Origin of the sequence: Fructobacillus sp. CRL 2054 (genome assembly GCF_028764065.1) — a bacterium.
Classification (GTDB): domain Bacteria; phylum Bacillota; class Bacilli; order Lactobacillales; family Lactobacillaceae; genus Fructobacillus.
Window position 1 is genome coordinate 11,779 of the sequence record NZ_JACOFN010000006.1, and the last position, 15,285, is coordinate 27,063.

The 15,285-nt window shown below is 43.8% G+C and carries 17 protein-coding genes; all 17 read right to left on the reverse strand.

Annotation, left to right across the window (positions count from 1 at the left end; genetic code table 11):
- Positions 1-24 precede the first annotated feature (24 nt).
- Positions 25-2,472 carry a ribonuclease R gene (gene rnr / locus H7198_RS03675; RefSeq protein WP_274458435.1) on the reverse strand — a complete coding sequence of 816 codons (2,448 nt, stop codon included), beginning with the start codon at positions 2,470-2,472 and terminating at the stop codon, positions 25-27.
- A 71-nt stretch (positions 2,473-2,543) separates the two neighbouring features.
- Positions 2,544-2,780 carry a preprotein translocase subunit SecG gene (secG, locus tag H7198_RS03680; RefSeq protein ID WP_091502405.1) on the reverse strand — a complete coding sequence of 79 codons (237 nt, stop codon included), beginning with the start codon at positions 2,778-2,780 and terminating at the stop codon, positions 2,544-2,546.
- Positions 2,781-2,830: 50 nt separating this feature from the next.
- The gene (locus H7198_RS03685; RefSeq protein ID WP_091502403.1) at positions 2,831-3,604 is read right to left on the reverse strand and encodes a TrmH family RNA methyltransferase; all 774 of its coding nucleotides are present in this window, start codon (positions 3,602-3,604) and stop codon (positions 2,831-2,833) included.
- A 27-nt stretch (positions 3,605-3,631) separates the two neighbouring features.
- A complete protein-coding gene (yidC, locus tag H7198_RS03690; protein WP_274458436.1) occupies positions 3,632-4,582 on the reverse strand; it encodes a membrane protein insertase YidC in 951 nt (316 codons plus the stop codon).
- Positions 4,583-4,651: 69 nt separating this feature from the next.
- Positions 4,652-5,785 (reverse strand): sensor histidine kinase, encoded by a 1,134-nt coding sequence (locus H7198_RS03695; RefSeq protein ID WP_274458437.1) that lies wholly within the window; start codon positions 5,783-5,785, stop codon positions 4,652-4,654.
- Position 5,786: 1 nt separating this feature from the next.
- A complete protein-coding gene (locus H7198_RS03700) occupies positions 5,787-6,476 on the reverse strand; it encodes a response regulator transcription factor (protein ID WP_274458438.1) in 690 nt (229 codons plus the stop codon).
- A 105-nt stretch (positions 6,477-6,581) separates the two neighbouring features.
- Positions 6,582-7,154 carry a YceD family protein gene (locus tag H7198_RS03705; RefSeq protein ID WP_274458439.1) on the reverse strand — a complete coding sequence of 191 codons (573 nt, stop codon included), beginning with the start codon at positions 7,152-7,154 and terminating at the stop codon, positions 6,582-6,584.
- A gap of 3 nt (positions 7,155-7,157) precedes the next feature.
- Complete coding sequence (locus tag H7198_RS03710) at positions 7,158-8,345, reverse strand: nucleotidyltransferase (RefSeq protein WP_274458440.1); 1,188 nt, start codon at positions 8,343-8,345, stop codon at positions 7,158-7,160.
- Positions 8,345-9,103 carry a class I SAM-dependent methyltransferase gene (locus H7198_RS03715; protein WP_274458441.1) on the reverse strand — a complete coding sequence of 253 codons (759 nt, stop codon included), beginning with the start codon at positions 9,101-9,103 and terminating at the stop codon, positions 8,345-8,347. The genes H7198_RS03710 and H7198_RS03715 overlap by 1 nt, the downstream gene beginning before the upstream one ends.
- 62 nt (positions 9,104-9,165) lie before the next feature.
- On the reverse strand, positions 9,166-9,531 hold the full coding sequence (rsfS, locus tag H7198_RS03720; RefSeq protein WP_274458442.1) for a ribosome silencing factor: 366 nt from the start codon (positions 9,529-9,531) through the stop codon (positions 9,166-9,168).
- An 11-nt stretch (positions 9,532-9,542) separates the two neighbouring features.
- The gene (yqeK, locus tag H7198_RS03725) at positions 9,543-10,133 is read right to left on the reverse strand and encodes a bis(5'-nucleosyl)-tetraphosphatase (symmetrical) YqeK (RefSeq protein ID WP_274458443.1); all 591 of its coding nucleotides are present in this window, start codon (positions 10,131-10,133) and stop codon (positions 9,543-9,545) included.
- Positions 10,134-10,145: 12 nt separating this feature from the next.
- Positions 10,146-10,460: a ribosome assembly RNA-binding protein YhbY gene (gene yhbY / locus H7198_RS03730; protein ID WP_274458444.1), complete on the reverse strand. Its 315-nt coding sequence runs from the start codon at positions 10,458-10,460 to the stop codon at positions 10,146-10,148.
- Entirely contained in the window at positions 10,460-11,626 is a 1,167-nt protein-coding gene (gene yqeH, locus H7198_RS03735) for a ribosome biogenesis GTPase YqeH (protein WP_274458445.1), read from the reverse strand. The genes yhbY and yqeH overlap by 1 nt, the downstream gene beginning before the upstream one ends.
- A gap of 7 nt (positions 11,627-11,633) precedes the next feature.
- Entirely contained in the window at positions 11,634-12,185 is a 552-nt protein-coding gene (locus H7198_RS03740; protein WP_274458507.1) for a YqeG family HAD IIIA-type phosphatase, read from the reverse strand.
- Between the two features lie 108 nt (positions 12,186-12,293).
- Complete coding sequence (locus H7198_RS03745; protein ID WP_274458446.1) at positions 12,294-12,935, reverse strand: peptidoglycan-binding protein; 642 nt, start codon at positions 12,933-12,935, stop codon at positions 12,294-12,296.
- A gap of 138 nt (positions 12,936-13,073) precedes the next feature.
- Entirely contained in the window at positions 13,074-14,393 is a 1,320-nt protein-coding gene (locus H7198_RS03750) for an APC family permease (protein ID WP_274458447.1), read from the reverse strand.
- A gap of 326 nt (positions 14,394-14,719) precedes the next feature.
- Positions 14,720-15,253: a DUF2892 domain-containing protein gene (locus H7198_RS03755; RefSeq protein WP_274458448.1), complete on the reverse strand. Its 534-nt coding sequence runs from the start codon at positions 15,251-15,253 to the stop codon at positions 14,720-14,722.
- Between the last annotated feature and the right edge of the window lie 32 nt (positions 15,254-15,285).

Here is a 15,285-nt window from a genome sequence, read left to right on the forward strand (position 1 = left end):
GGCCACACCTTTCAAAAACTTAACTTACTTCTGCTTCATGGAAAAGGGATGCTTGTGATTAGCACCAGACTTCGCCTGGTTAGCCTTCTGCTGTGGTCGTCCCTGGTTGTTGTTAGAGCGGCCGTTTAATTGACCATTTCCACGCTTTTGTCCATCACGACCTTGTCCTGGCTTCCCATTACCATGGTTGGAACGACCGCCATGGCCGTTTCCACCGTGTCGGTTACCATTGCCCTTGTTGTCACGACCGCGCTTATTATCTCGTCCAAACTTACCACGGTTTGGTTGTGGCACTTTAATATCAGTTGTTGGTGCCTCTTCAGGGTTAACCAACATGAAGTCCACCGTTGAATCCTTCTTAGAAGCACGGATAACCTTAATCTTGAACTTCTGACCGATTTGGAAGATGTGGTGCTTTGAGCGACCAATTAAGGCGGCATGCTTTTCATCGTAATCATAGTGATCATCAGTCAAGTTTGAAATGTGAACCAAACCTTCAACCGTGTTGTCCAATGAAATAAAGAGTCCAAACTTCAAGGCGGCGTTCACAACACCTTCGTATTCGTTACCAACCTTGTCTTCCATGTATTCGGCCTTCTTCATGGCGTCAACAAGGCGTTCCGTATCGATGGCGCGACGCTCACGGGTTGAGGTATCAACACCAATTTGGCCAAGGGAAGAAGCATACTTTTCCTGTGCTTCAACACCGTAGCCGTGTTCCGTATACCAACGAATCAAACGGTGAACCGTCAAATCGGGGTAACGACGAATTGGTGACGTAAAGTGGGTATAGTACTTAGCACCCAAGCCAAAGTGTCCCAGTGGTTCTGGTGAATACTTGGCCTGCTTCATCGCACGGAGCATCATCGTTGAAATCATCTGCTCGGCTGGATCGTCCTTGACCTTCTTCATCAAAGTCTGCAACATGATTGGTGTTACATTGGCGGGGTCACCCTTGACTGGGTAACCCAAAGCACTGGCAAATTCAAAGAAGGACTTGGCACGTTCTTCATCTGGCGTTTCGTGAATACGGTAAAGGAAAGGTACTTTCTTTGTGTCAAAGTGCTCAGCCACTGTTTCGTTGGCTGACAACATGAAGGACTCAATCATTCGTTCAGCGGTTCCACGTTCACGGACCACGACATCAATGGCCTTACCATTTTCATCCACCACGATGGATGCTTCTGGCGTATCAAATTCGATAGCTCCACGCTTTTCACGCTTCTTAGCTAAGATTTGGTGCAACTCACCCATCATGTCGAACATATCGGCTAAGCCGGAATATTCTTCACGGGCAGCTGGGTCACCGGCAAGGATTTCATTGACTTTATCATAAGTCATACGGGCGTGTGACTCGATGACAGACTGTGCCAAACGGTGCTTCACCACCTCACCCTGCTGATTAATTTCCATTTCAACCGACATGGCCAAACGGGTTACACCAGGATTCAAGGAAGCAATTCCGTTTGAAAGCTTCTGTGGCAGCATTGGAATAACACGGTCCGTCAAGTAAACAGAAGTTCCGCGGTTATAGGCTTCGGTATCAATGGCTGAACCAGGCTTCACGTAGTGGGATACATCGGCAATGTGAACACCCAAGTGGTAGTTACCATTGTCTAACTTCCAAACAACAACGGCATCATCGATATCCTTCGTATCAGCACCATCAATGGTAACCAATGGCTGGTCCGTAATATCCTGACGGCCTTCCCATTCGGATGGCAATACTTCGTTTGGAATAGCATCCGCTTCAGCCATAACATCGGCTGGGAAGTGGTTGGGTACCTTCTTGTTTTCAACGATTTGCATAATGTCCATGCCGGGTTCGTTTTCGTAACCCAATACCTGAGTCACCGTGGCAACCAGTTGCTTAGGATGGATGGCATCAGCATATGACTGAACTTCGGCAACAACCACTTGTCCATCGTGCAAATCTTCTTCAGCCGTTGACGAATCAATCACAACTTGGAAAGACGCGGCCTTCTTATCAGACAAGCGAATTTGACCAAGCATTCCCTGGTAGGTTGAACCAGATGTATAAACACCGACTAAACGCGTATAGGCGTGTTCCAGGATTTCTTCGACTTTTCCTTCGGGTCCACGGTCAGCAGACTGGGCTGGTTTCACCATTGAAACGCGAACCGTGTCCCCCTGCATGGCCTGCATGGTGTTATCTGGACCAACGAAGTAATCAGGTAGGTTTTCATCGTAACGAACAAAGCCAAAGCCCTTGTCGTTTGCTTTAAACTCACCGACAATGTCACCCTTTTGCCCTTGGAACTGGTAGCTGTCCTTGTCGATCTTTTTGATAATTTGGTTATCTGCCAAGTTTTCTAGTACTCCCAGTACCTGACGATATCCAGAAGCACCTTCTAAACGCAATCCATCGGCCAAGTTTTGGACAGAAAAGGCCTGCTTAGGATTGGCTTTTAAGAATCCCTGTAGTTGTTCTTTTAATTGTTTTGTTTCCATAAATCTATGAATCTTTCTAAAAAATGCTAATAAAAAATCAGTCTACAAAAAAGTAAACTGACCTTTATTAATTAATGAGCGGCTAAGTACATCAAGATTAATGCGATGATGAACCAAATTGTGCCAAGTACCGCCGTAACACGACGCATGACAGCTTCGAAGCCGCGAGACTTTCGTTCTGTAAATAAGTCGGTTGCCCCACCAGACAAAGCTGATAGTGCATCCTGTTGTTTGCTAGGCTGCATCATTACTGACACAATCAGTAAGAAACCAACAACTAACAAGAGAATGGTTAAAAAATTAGTCACAAAGACGCCTCCACTCGCAATTCATATTACCTAGTATAGCAAATTTCGTCTTAGTTTCCAAGAGAAAGGCGGAACATCAAAACACCACCGGCAACGGCAACGTTCAATGATTCAGCAGAACCAAGCAAAGGAATGTAAAGGTTAGCTGTTGTCTTCTTGGCTAATTCAGGATCAAGACCCTGTCCTTCGTTTCCAACAATTAAGGCACCGGCTGACAAACCGTGAATATCTTGATATGGCTTGGCTTCTTCGTTTAATTCAGAACCATAAACTGGCAAGTCATTATCTTCGAAGGCATCAATCCATTCGTTCAAATCACCTTGCAAGACTTCCAAGTGGAAGTTTGAACCTTGCATGGCACGAACGACTTTGGGAGCATACAAATCAGCCGTTCCAGTTCCAAGGACAACACCCTTGAAGCCAGCTGCATCGGCAGTACGAACCAAAGTTCCAACGTTACCTGGATCTTGGATAGCATCCAAGAACAACCAGAGACCATCGTGAACATAGGTTGGGTCAAAGGTTTTTTCTGGCAAAGTCACTTCCGCAAAGATACCTTGTGGTGTCTTTGAACCAGCGATATGTGCGGCCACTTCCTTTGAAATTTCAAAGGCTGGGACACCGTGAGGAACATCAGCCAAGTGGGCTTCCATTTGTTCTTCAGTCGCCATGATGGCGTGGAACTTTGCCTTGGCATTGATGGCTTCTTGAACCAAGTGCCAGCCGTCAAGCAAATAAGTCTTTTGCTCAAGGCGGCCCTTCTTTGTGGCTAACTTAGCCCAGGCTTTCACCTTGTTATTTTGCTTTGATAAAATGCGTTCCATAATACTTCCTTCTTTAATTCGACCTAATTAGTCGTTTGAACGATGCTGCTTACCGGCGTTACGCCCTGCAGATTCGTTACTTTCTTCCGTTACATCACGTGGACGGAGATCTTCTGGACGAACACGGTTCGTGTTTTGCGCCGTTTGCGCTGGTCCAGCAGTTGGCATCGTCTGCTTCAATAGTTCATCAGCCGTCTTCTTGATGACAAAGTCCTTATCCACCTGCGCCTTAAGCTTATCATAGTAGAGGTGGTTAATCAGTGATTGAATCAAAACAAAGATTCCACCGACCATGAAGTAAAGTCCCAAGGCACCTGAAGAAACGAAGGTGAATCCAGCAATCATGATGGGCATCATCCACATCAACATGCCCATCTGCTTCTTTTGAGCTTCAGGTACGTGGAGTTGTGACAGGTAAGCTTGACCAACATAGATAATCAAAACAATGGCTGAGAAGAGAATCTGTGGTGATGATAATTCAAAACCAAAGAAGGTTGCCGTCTTCAAACCGTTGGCATGCATGATGGCCAAATACAAACCTGAAAAGATTGGCATTTGAAGGGCCATCGTCAACCATGAAACACCACCCGTAATAGAAACACCGTTTTCACGGTACAAAGCCATGGAAGCCATTGATGCTGCTTGCTGTTCCTGCTGTGTCTTGGCAGCCTTTGTAGCGGCTTGAACCTTTTCGAATTCAGGACGTAACTTTTGCATCTTCAACTGTGAGATGGTCGTGTTCTTTGACTGGTTAACCATGATTGGCAACAAAATCAAACGGAAAATAACCGTCAAAAGGATAATCGCCCAACCAATGGCATTCACACCGCCAATGGCATTTGAAAGGTCTAACAAAAGGTTGGCAATTGGCTTAGCAACCAACTTGTAAATTCGGCCGTGAACTCCATAACCACCTGTGAAAAGGTAAATGTCAAATAGTACCACTAACACTGTGGCATAGCGTTTCAACTGTTTCATTTTTGCTCCTAAAAGCTCTTTAATTCTTAGTAATTTTTTGCAATCTGTACTATTATAGCAAGATTCGCCTTATTCTTCCGCACTTTTCTCTTCGTCTTCTTGCTCATTTTCAGCAATCGTTAATTTTTTAACCATTGGGAAACGCAAACGGAAAGAAGAACCAGATCCAAGAGCAGATTCCACTTGAACCTGACCGCCGTAGGCCGCAACCATCTTTTTAACGATTGATAATCCTAGTCCATTTCCACCTGGCTGGTGAACACGAGCCTTATCAACCCGATAGAAGCGGTCAAAGACGCGGTCCAAATCTTCGGCCGCAATTCCCTGGCCAAAGTCCTGCACGCCAATTTCAATCCAAGCCCCCGCCTGCGCCAAAGCCAAGTGAACTTCCTTACGGTCAGTTGAATACTTCAAAGCGTTATCAATTAAAATAATTAGCATTTGTTCCAGGTGGTCTGGACGAATGGCCACCTCGGACTCTTTACTCAAGCTGTTATCAAAGGACCAAGTGAAATCTGGGTGTAGAATTTGGAAATCGTGGTAAACACGGTCAACCACTGGCCAAACTGCGGTACGGTCCTGTTCCGAATTAACCGTCAGCTTTTCAGCACGGGTCAACTGGAGCATCTCATTTACCAACACTTCCATTCGTTTGATTTCAGCCAGCGATGAAGAAAGTGAATCATCCAAAACCTCAGGGTCATCTTTTCCCCAACGCTCCAGTAAATTCAAATGGCCTTTTACAATGGCAACGGGTGTTCGCAATTCATGGGAAACATCCGACACGAAATCTTGCTGTGACTGAATTAAGTTCTGCACCTGAGTCATCGTGTCATTTAAGACAATACCCAAATCGTTTAACTCTTGGTTATAGCCAACTGGCTCTACTCGTTCCTTCGTTAAGGGATCTTCTTCAAAAGTCCGCATCACTTTGGCTAATTTTTTCATTGGCCACACAAAGAGTTGAGCCAGCAAAAAGGCCAGCAGTAAAATACCGACCAGTGAAAAAATCAAGAAGGACCACCACCAGTGGCCAACAGCAGCAAAAACCGTCTTAGTTAATTCCGGTCCCTGCACCACCATTAAGCCAAGGAAGATTCCACAGGCAATGAGCAAAAAACCCACCGTTAACCCAAAGGTCAAGATGGCCTGGCTTGTTTTAAACGGTGAGTTTTTTTGATTGTTTTCGTTCTTTTTAACCATCTCAGCTCCGCATAACGTAGCCCGTACCACGGACTGTTTGAATATAAGAAGTCTTTGATTCAGGATCGTCTAACTTGTTACGTAGGTAACGGATGTAGACATCAACAACGTTTGTTTCAATCTTTGTTTCCTGACCCCAAACCTTCTTTAGTAGCTTTTCACGAGGTTGAACAACATCAATGTTTTCAAGCAAGATGAGCAAAAGGTCGTACTCACGCTTCGTCAATGAGATGATTTCATCATCACGACGAACCGTACGGTTTTCCTTTTCCAACTTCAAATTCTTGAATGAAATAACGTTCAAAGCAGATGAAGCAGGTTCCTTCTCGATGTCAATACGACGCATCAATGAACGAACACGTGCCAAAAGTTCTTCAATGGCGAATGGCTTCACCACGTAATCATCAGCACCGTAGTCCAAACCTGAAACACGGTCAATGACTGAATCACGGGCTGTCATCATAATGATTGGTGTCTTCTTGACTTCACGCAAACGACGGGCCACTTCGAAACCGTTCAATTCAGGCAACATCAAGTCCAAAAGAATCAAATCAAAATCTTCTTCCAAAGCCTTATCCAGACCTTCACGACCGTTTAATACCGTGTCAACCTGGTAACCTTCGTGTTCCAACTCTAATTTGACGAACTTTGCCAAATTTTCTTCATCTTCTACAATTAAAATACGACTCATAATCTTCTCCATTGGCTTTTTAAGCTAACTGCGGATTTACAGTTAGTCACCATATATAAATGAAATTTATTTTAATCCTATTCTACCATAGGATTGTTAATTATCTCATTTTTTAAAAAATTCATCTAATTTTGCAAGGCGTGGGTCTAATTTTGCATCCTTCTCGGCTGCTTGATCACCCTCCGCTGCTTCTTCTGGATGTTCTTGCATGAACTCTGCTTCAGAAATCACTTGCCAGTCTTTTCCCTCTGGCAAAGGCGCACCTGCTGCTTCCTCTTCGGTCAAAACCTGAGAAGGAAGGGCTGCCACTAAGTTATCCAAAACGGCAGCATCTAAATCAACGGCATTGTTGACAAGTGGGAAAACCGGTTCGTCTTCGTCAAACTTTTCAATTCGCTTAGGGTCTTCCACATAGGTTTCTTGAATCGCCATATCCGTTGACCATGGAACGGGTTCCAATGAACGGGAAGATGGCAAAATCAAATCAGCATGGAAAGAAGCAATCAACAAATAATCGTCCTGATCATCCATTTGAACGGTTCCTGTCACCTTGACTGGCTTAGCCGAAATAATTAAATCAGAAAAACGTTCTTTAATTAGCTCGTTCAAATCGAGCGTTTCCTCAAACTTCAACGCTTCGTTTCGGTACTTTTGTAACTGTTGCTTAGGAAACTTCATGAATTACTCCTTTTCCTTGATGTAGTGAATGGGACGACGAGCTAAATCCTGTCCCTCTTGGCTAGCGGACTGATCAGCTAAGAGCTGCCAAATCATTCCCGCCTTATAATCTAAACGAAGGTTGGCCTTTGCCAAACCCTGATCGACACGGGAAATAATTGGCAAACGAGCCTTGCGCTTTACTTCAGATAAGTAAGCCTGACCTTCATCAGTAAATCCGAGCAAGCGAATGTAGGAATCCGCCATCGCCGCCTGCATCTGATCGACTTTTATGTTTAACAACGTATACAACATTGTGCGCTGCATACGAGCAAAGGTATAACGCTTTGACTTCACGGCCCGAATAAAGGACTGGTAGGACTGTGGTGCCTCTTTGGCAGAAGCGACACCAGCTAAACGGTACTCCAATCCCTCGGCCATCTGGTAAACCTGACCCAATTGTCCCACCGTATCGGTTAACAATCGGTAACGCAATAGCTCAAAGAATGGCTTTTCAAAGCCAAGCGAATTCGGTTTTTCCTGCAAGGCCTTCAAGGTGTCTGCTGGGACTACCTTTTCAACCTTATCCCACTTACCCTTATGAAGGGCTAAGCGAATCGATGAAGCCGAGGCAATATCTTGGTCCTCATCAATCGTTTGGTCATGGTAAGCCGCTTGCAAACGTCCGATTGGATGCAAATCCATTTCAACATCTAGGCTCAAAACAGCCTTTGCATATGAAAAGGCCAAAATATCGTTGGGGTCTTCCAACTTGAAACCAGTCTTTTCCTCTAGCTCGGCTGCATAGGCTGAAGCGTATGTCTGCGTCCGGTCGGTGTACTTTCCTTCCGACTGAATCTCTTCGGCCTGCTTTGCCAAAGTCATGAAGTCCACGTCCGGATGTTCCGACCCAAAGACAAGGTCTTTAACACCCAGCGCCGACAAAATACGCACGGCACCTTGGGCAAAGAGATGACCGGGTTGAACCGCATCAAAGACAGGCAACTCAATGACAACATCAGCCCCATGGTGTAGCGCTAACTTTGTTCGTTCCCACTTATCCAAAATAGCTGGTTCGCCACGCTGCACAAAATTACCAGACATAACAACAACAGCTACGTCTGCCCCAGTCACACGTTTTGCTTCCTGCAAATGGTAGGCATGCCCGTTGTGAAAGGGATTATATTCAGCAATTATACCAACGGCTTTCATCACTTTTCTCCTTTTTGGCAGCTAAAGAACCAGCGGGTATCTTCTTCGTCTGCTTGTTTACGGCCAAAGTCCGCTGAAACCTGAATGTTCTTGAAACCAACCCGCTCTAATACGGCCAAATACTCAGCCATCGGATAGGTCTGTTCATGATGCACTTCCCGGACCATCTTAAATGCGTCCAGCTTTTCATCGTATAAGAAGAACTTCAAATCGTGATCGACTGAATTCTCCTCTTCCCCATAGAAAGAGGTCCACATGAAAATCTTTTCAGGGTCTTCATCGTTATTGTAACAAAAGTTATCATAGTCAACATTAACCATCTTTGGCGTGATGACGTCAAAGAGAAAGGTTCCGCCAGCTTCCAAGTGTTCGTAAGCTTGTCGAATACCAGCTTCAAAGTCCACTGGCCCAGGAAGGTAATTCAAGGTATCCGCAAAGGAAACAATGGTCGGATAGCGTTCTTCCCAATCCGAGAAATCACGAATATCTGCTTGCAAGAGACGCAAATCAACATCGGCTTCCTGCGCGTGCTCCTGTGCTAAGGAAAGCATTGGAGCTGAAATATCCAGCAAGTCGACTCGATAGCCTTCTTTGGCCAGTAAAACAGCTAAACGGCCAGCTCCGCCACCAAGGTCCAAGACTTTTCCAGCTGGAATATTTGCTTTTACAAAGTCAGCCCAGTCGAGGTAGAGTTCACCATCAAAGAGCTCATCGTAAAGTGAGGCAAAGGTTTGATAAGGTTGTTCTTCTTCGGCCATGCTGACCTCCCTTTCCATAGAAAGGGCCACCTGGAAATCACTTCCAAATGGCCCCATTGCATTTATTCGTTTAAGAATGATTCAACATCCAATGACTTGGCGTCAAACCAGAGCTTATCGAGGTGGTAAAAGTCACGGGACTCTTCATCAAAAATGTGAACGATAACGTCACCAAGATCCAAAACAACCCAGTGTGCTTGCTCCAAACCTTCGATATGTCCGATTTCAAAACCAGCCTTTACAACGTCTTCCTTCACTTCGTTAGCGATGGCTTGAACCTGTCGGGTTGAGCCAGCTGACGCCAAAACAAAGTAATCAGCCAAGAGTGAGACACCTTGCATATCCAAAGCTGAGATGTTTTCGCCACGCTTATTATCAATGGCATTCAACACCGTCTTCAACAGTGCTGTATTTGTTTGTTCAACCATAAATTCTCCTTTTAATCCTTCAAGTACATTGCCCAATCGTTGTAGGCCTCAAATGTCTTGGGATAAATCACTTTTTCTTTTGCTGCTAAGAATAAAAGCGTGTGTGCTAACTGGTAGAAGACACCTTGGTCCAAGGACTTATCCGTAATTTGACGTGCTTCTTCGACACCTGGAAAGTCCCGACCTTTTTCAAGATAATCGGCCATAAAGACCACCTTATCTAAGCCCGTCATTTCTTTGTGAGTACCACCAGTTGTGTGCAAACGAACCGCTTGCAAAATCGTGGGATCATCAATACCCAACTCATCCTTAATGAATTCGGCGCCAACGACACCGTGCCATACGGCGTTGCCCCAGTTTTTCAAATCAGGATTCAAGCCAGACTTTTCAATCTTCTTTAAGAAATCCTTCTTTGACACTTCCTTGGCATAGTCGTGAACTAATCCGGCAATTGCCGCCTGATTCACATCGACCCCATTTTGCTTTGCTAACTTGACTGCATAGTCTGAAACTCGTAAGCAGTGTTCAAAACGATGCTTGGACAAATTCTTGCCAACCTGCTTTGATAGTGCTGCCAATTCTTTTTCATTCACCGCTGTCATGTTCATCACTCCTTAAGCTAATTTGCTTACTTCAAGTGAGTACTTCATGTACTTCGCTTCCTTTGCTTCTTGATACAAAAGAACTGTCTTTCCAATTACCTGTGCAACAGTAATGGATGAGTTGTCTTCGATGAAGGCAGCCAGCTCCTTGGCTGATACTTCAGCCCCCTGTTGAAGGTTGACCTTCATCAACTCACGCTTGGCCAAAGCCTTTTCGACTTCCAAGAGCCAATCTTCTGAAACCCCGGCCTTTCCGATTGAAAAGACTGGTGTCATTTTGTTTGCTTGTGAACGCAAGTAGCGCTTTTGCTTTCCAGTTAATTGCATTAAATCATTGCCTTTCTTAAGAACACTGAAACTGCCGCTGGCGCATAAGCCTTAACGGTCACACCCGCTGGGATGGTAATGAAGCCAAGACCAGCAAAGACCAAATCGGCCGTCGTCTTCGTCCTAAATTCATGACCAACAAGGCCAGCTTCTGTATTCTTTGGTACGGGTGCCAAAAGGCCACCCTGGTGTTTTTCATAAAAGTCGTCTGCGCCAATCATCTTAGTTCGGTGCAAATTCAAATTATTTTCAAAGTAAAATGTTGCGGATGTCTTAGAATCCTTCAAGCCGGATACCAAGTCAAAGCGGGCAAGCCCACCAATAAAAATAGTCTGTTCATCGTTCAACTGGTAAGTACGGGCCTTAATCTCATTCTTTGGCAAAACGTACTTCAAGTCCTTATCCGAAACTTGATGAGCATATTGATCCGCCTTAATAATTCCTGGCGTATCAATCAAAGATTGACCGTCATCCAAAGGAATGGCGATTTGGTCCAAAGTTGTTCCTGGGAATCGAGAGGTCGTAATCAACTCCTGGACCCCTGTCTTCGACTTGATGATTTGGTTAATCAAAGTTGACTTACCAACGTTTGTTGTACCGACAACGTAAACGTCGCGACCTTCACGAAGGTCATCAATCTTATCCAAAATCATGTCCAGGTTGGCTGGATGGGCCGCTGATGTCAAATCCACGTCAACCGGCTTAATCCCCTGTTCCTTCAATTGGCCACGAACCCAATCCTTAATCTTATGTTCCTTCAAAGACTTGGGAAGGAGGTCAACCTTGTTTCCTACCACGTAAATGGGGTTATCTTGTCCAACGAAACGTGGCAATCCAGGAATCGTAGAACCTGAAAAATCAAATAGGTCCAACACGTAGACAATCAGTGCCTTAGCTTCCGAAACTTGGTGCAAGAGCTTAATGAAATCATCATCGGTTAATGAAACCGGTTGAATTTCATTGTAGTGACGCAGACGGAAGCAACGCTGGCAGAGCAATTGCTCTGACTCCAACTGCTTCTGTAAGGCAGACATTGGTAGATAACCAGCTTCTTCTTTATCAGTTACCTGCATTAAAGCACCACAACCGATACAGTAGAGACCCTCTTGCAAGGCTTCTTCTACTTCTTCCTTTGTTGCGATAACTTGCTTCTTTTCTTCTTCCATGAAGACCTTAATCTTTCTTTGCTTCAACAGCCTTCGTTAATGAATCATAAAAAACGAGGCCTTTTTTTCTATAGATAATTTTTTTGGCCTGATTTTCAATAAAACGGTTGACCCATGTTTGCCACATGTCAGACTCAATTAAACGTTCTACCAATACTGATTTTACACCGGCTAAGTGAGAAGCCCAAACGTCGGTCAACATTTGATCGCCAACCATCAGAACTTCATCTTTCTTTAGGCCACGTTCATGCATCACCTTCAAGATACCGCGGGGCAGTGGCTTTAATGACCAAGCCGTATAATCAACGTCTAAATCCCCAACCGCCTTCTTGACACGGTCCCAGGTATTGTTTGACACCACAATCACGTCGATACCCGCTGCCTTTGTTTCCTTCAGCCACTCGTGCAATTCCGGTGTACCCTTTGGATTATTCCAGGCTAAAAGCGTGTTATCCAGATCGGTTAACACAGCTTTAATATGGTGTTTTTTTAATTCATTAACTGATAAATCGTAAACAGATTGTACACAGTATGTGGGTTTTAAGAAGTTCAGGACCATTTTTCTACTCACTTTATGATTTAAGCCCTATTATACACGAAAACAGGCTTCTTCTGGGACAAAAAAAGACCCCCGAAAGGGGTCTTTTAAATCATTCAAACCTTTGGATTAGTACCAACCGTTTGATTGGAAATGTGCAATGGCATTTGCAACTGAACCATAACGGCCTGCAATATAACCTTGCATTGCCTGTAATTGAACAGCGTAGTTACCATGGTAGTCTTGACCAGGAGCATAAGTAGCATATGCTGATGGAGACAATTGTCCGATTCCGTAGAAAGAACCGTTTTGAGCGTTAACATTTCCGCCAGATTCACGTTGGATCAACCAGTTAATATCACCGGAAGCATCAGAAGAAGTTGACGTTGAAGTCGTTGTAGCGGCTGGTGTAGCCGTTGAAGTCGTTGTAGTGCTTGATTGGGTGCTTACCGCAGTCGTAGTAGCTTGGCTTGATGACGCAGAAGACGTATCAGCTGCTGCTTGGCTGGAAGTATCTGTCGTCTGATCTGATGTATCTTGGGAAGATGTATCAGTATCAGCAGCTACTTCTTGACCGGCTGCCGTAGTTTCTAAGCTCTTAATGTTATCCAATGATGAAACAGCAGTTTTAACTGTCTTACCATTGACAGAGCCAGATACCTTAACGGCTTGGTCGGTCGTGGATTTAGAACTATTAAATTGTTGGTTGACAGCTGTCAATGCAAGACCGGCAACCGCAATACTTGTAAGTAAAATTTTATTAAACATCATGTCTTACAGTATCCCTGATAAATATTATCTGAAGATTAAACTCGGAATTTCACCCGTTTAACCAAGGGATAAAGTAATCAAACCTCCGTTGTATATCCGTTCAACAACCGCGAGTAGCGGGTGCTTGTGTGGTGTTCTTTATCTATTTTTCTTATTCAACCAGTAATATACTGGCCAACCCAATAATACGATTATAACGGAAACCAACACTCCATGCAAATCGTTGGTTAATTCTGACACTTCAACGTAGATAGAACCAAGGATGGCAATGATTGGAATCACTGGGTAGAGAGGCATTGAGAAGTCTCGGTGCTTCCCTTCTGGATCTTCTTTACGAAGCTTGAAAGCGCCAATGAATGCCAAAATATAAAACAAGAAAGTAATGAAAACAGCGTAATCAGTCAATTGGTTTGGATCAGTCAACCACATCATGGCGTAACCAATCAAAATCAAGAACCAGATAGCATTGTTTGGCGTCTTTGACTTAGGGTTCAACTTTGCAAAAGTCTTAGCGAATGGGAAGTCACCCTTACGTGCCATAGCAAAAAGCACACGTGGGAATGAAACGACTTTTCCATTCAATGTACCAAGCAATGAAATCAAGATGGCAACCGAAAGAATTCGACCACCCCAAAGCCCAAAGGCTTGTTCAGCAACGTGGACAGTAGCTGATGAACCAAGTGACACAATCTTGTCGGCTGGCAAAGCACGGTAAGTACCGTATGACACACCAACAAAGGCCACAATAACAATCAAGATTCCATAAACAATTGCCTTTGGCATCGTCTTTTGTGGATTGCGAATTTCACCAGAAATGTTGGCCAAAGTAACCCAACCATCATAGGCAAAGAGTGTTGACAAAACAGCAACTCCGAAGCCGCCACCAGTTGTTTGCATGGCAGTTGAAACAGTTTGTGACAAGGCGTCTTCCTTACCAAAGAATAAACCGTAAATGATCAAAGCAACAATTGGCAACAACTTAATGGTTGTGGTCAAAACCTGGAAGGATGCTGAGTTCTTGTTTGGCAATGAGTTAATCAAGCCAATGAAGCCTAATCCAACCATTCCCATTGGTACTGACCACATCTTGTCAATTCCAAACAATGAGGCACAAAGCAAACCAAGGTAAGCTGAAATTGCACCCATCATAGCAGGTCCATAGAAGATAACCTGCATCCAGCCAGCCAAGTAACCGACTGTCTTTCCATAAAGCTTTGTCAGGTAGATGTAAATACCACCCGTTTCGGCCATTTGTGACCCAACTTCAGCAACGGTCATCCCCGCCGTCAAAGTCAAAACACCACCAGCCAACCAAGCAAGTAAGGCCGAGGATGTTGAACCAGCCGTTTGTAACACTGATCCTTGCTTAAAGAAAATTCCGGATCCAATAATGGTCCCAATTACTAACGCGAGTGAGGACCAGAGACCGAACCCCCGGTTTAATTCTTCTTTTTCCATTCTGCGACCTCCTTTTTCTGCACAGATTTCAATAGATTTCATTTTAACATGATTTTAATGTTAATGTGTAGAAAGCTTTTGTATAAGAATTTGTGAGCAAAGTAAAAGATTGTTTCACTCAATAAAAATTGCTTTTTCATGTCAAAATCACTTAAATATTTTTATTTTTCACATTCTAAAATTTGAATAGAAACAACAATAAAAAGTATTTTACAAAGAGTGATTTCAAAACAATGAATTTATTTTCCAATTAAAAAGAGGCGCTAACTTAATCGTTAGTGCCTCTTTATTTATCAAAGTTACGAAAAACTTCAATAAAAAATTAATTAATCTTTGTGTGATTCACGGATTGCATCAGTAATCGTTTGAGCGTTTGATTCGCTGTGCTTACGTACATTACGATCATCTTGGAATGCTGCAATACGACTTACAACTTCTTCTTCAAATTCTTCAGCGTGATTAGCTTCGAAGAAAGGCAATTCAATACGCTTTTCAACACCTGAACGTTCATAAGCGAATACGGTCTTAATTCCGCTTCCCATCAATAGAACACCAATCACAAGTAAGATGATAGCTGTTCCAGCATCTGAACCAAATGATGAGAATCCAAAAATGACAAGTAGAAGTCCAATAATAATATTGAGCAACTTGTATGAACGTGAAGTGTAAACGTTTGATACGTTTGCCAATGGTGAATTATCCTTTGTTTGTCCTGCAGGAATCAAACCAAAGAAAACAGTGTTAGGCATCTTAATTTTAAGAAAATCATCTTGCCCAACAAACATTTCCCCTTTAATCCAAGGTGTTACCAAACTTACCGCAAAGGCATCGTTATTTGACTTATCAACTGATTGAACCATTATTAATACTCCTCTTTCTATAAAAGATCGTT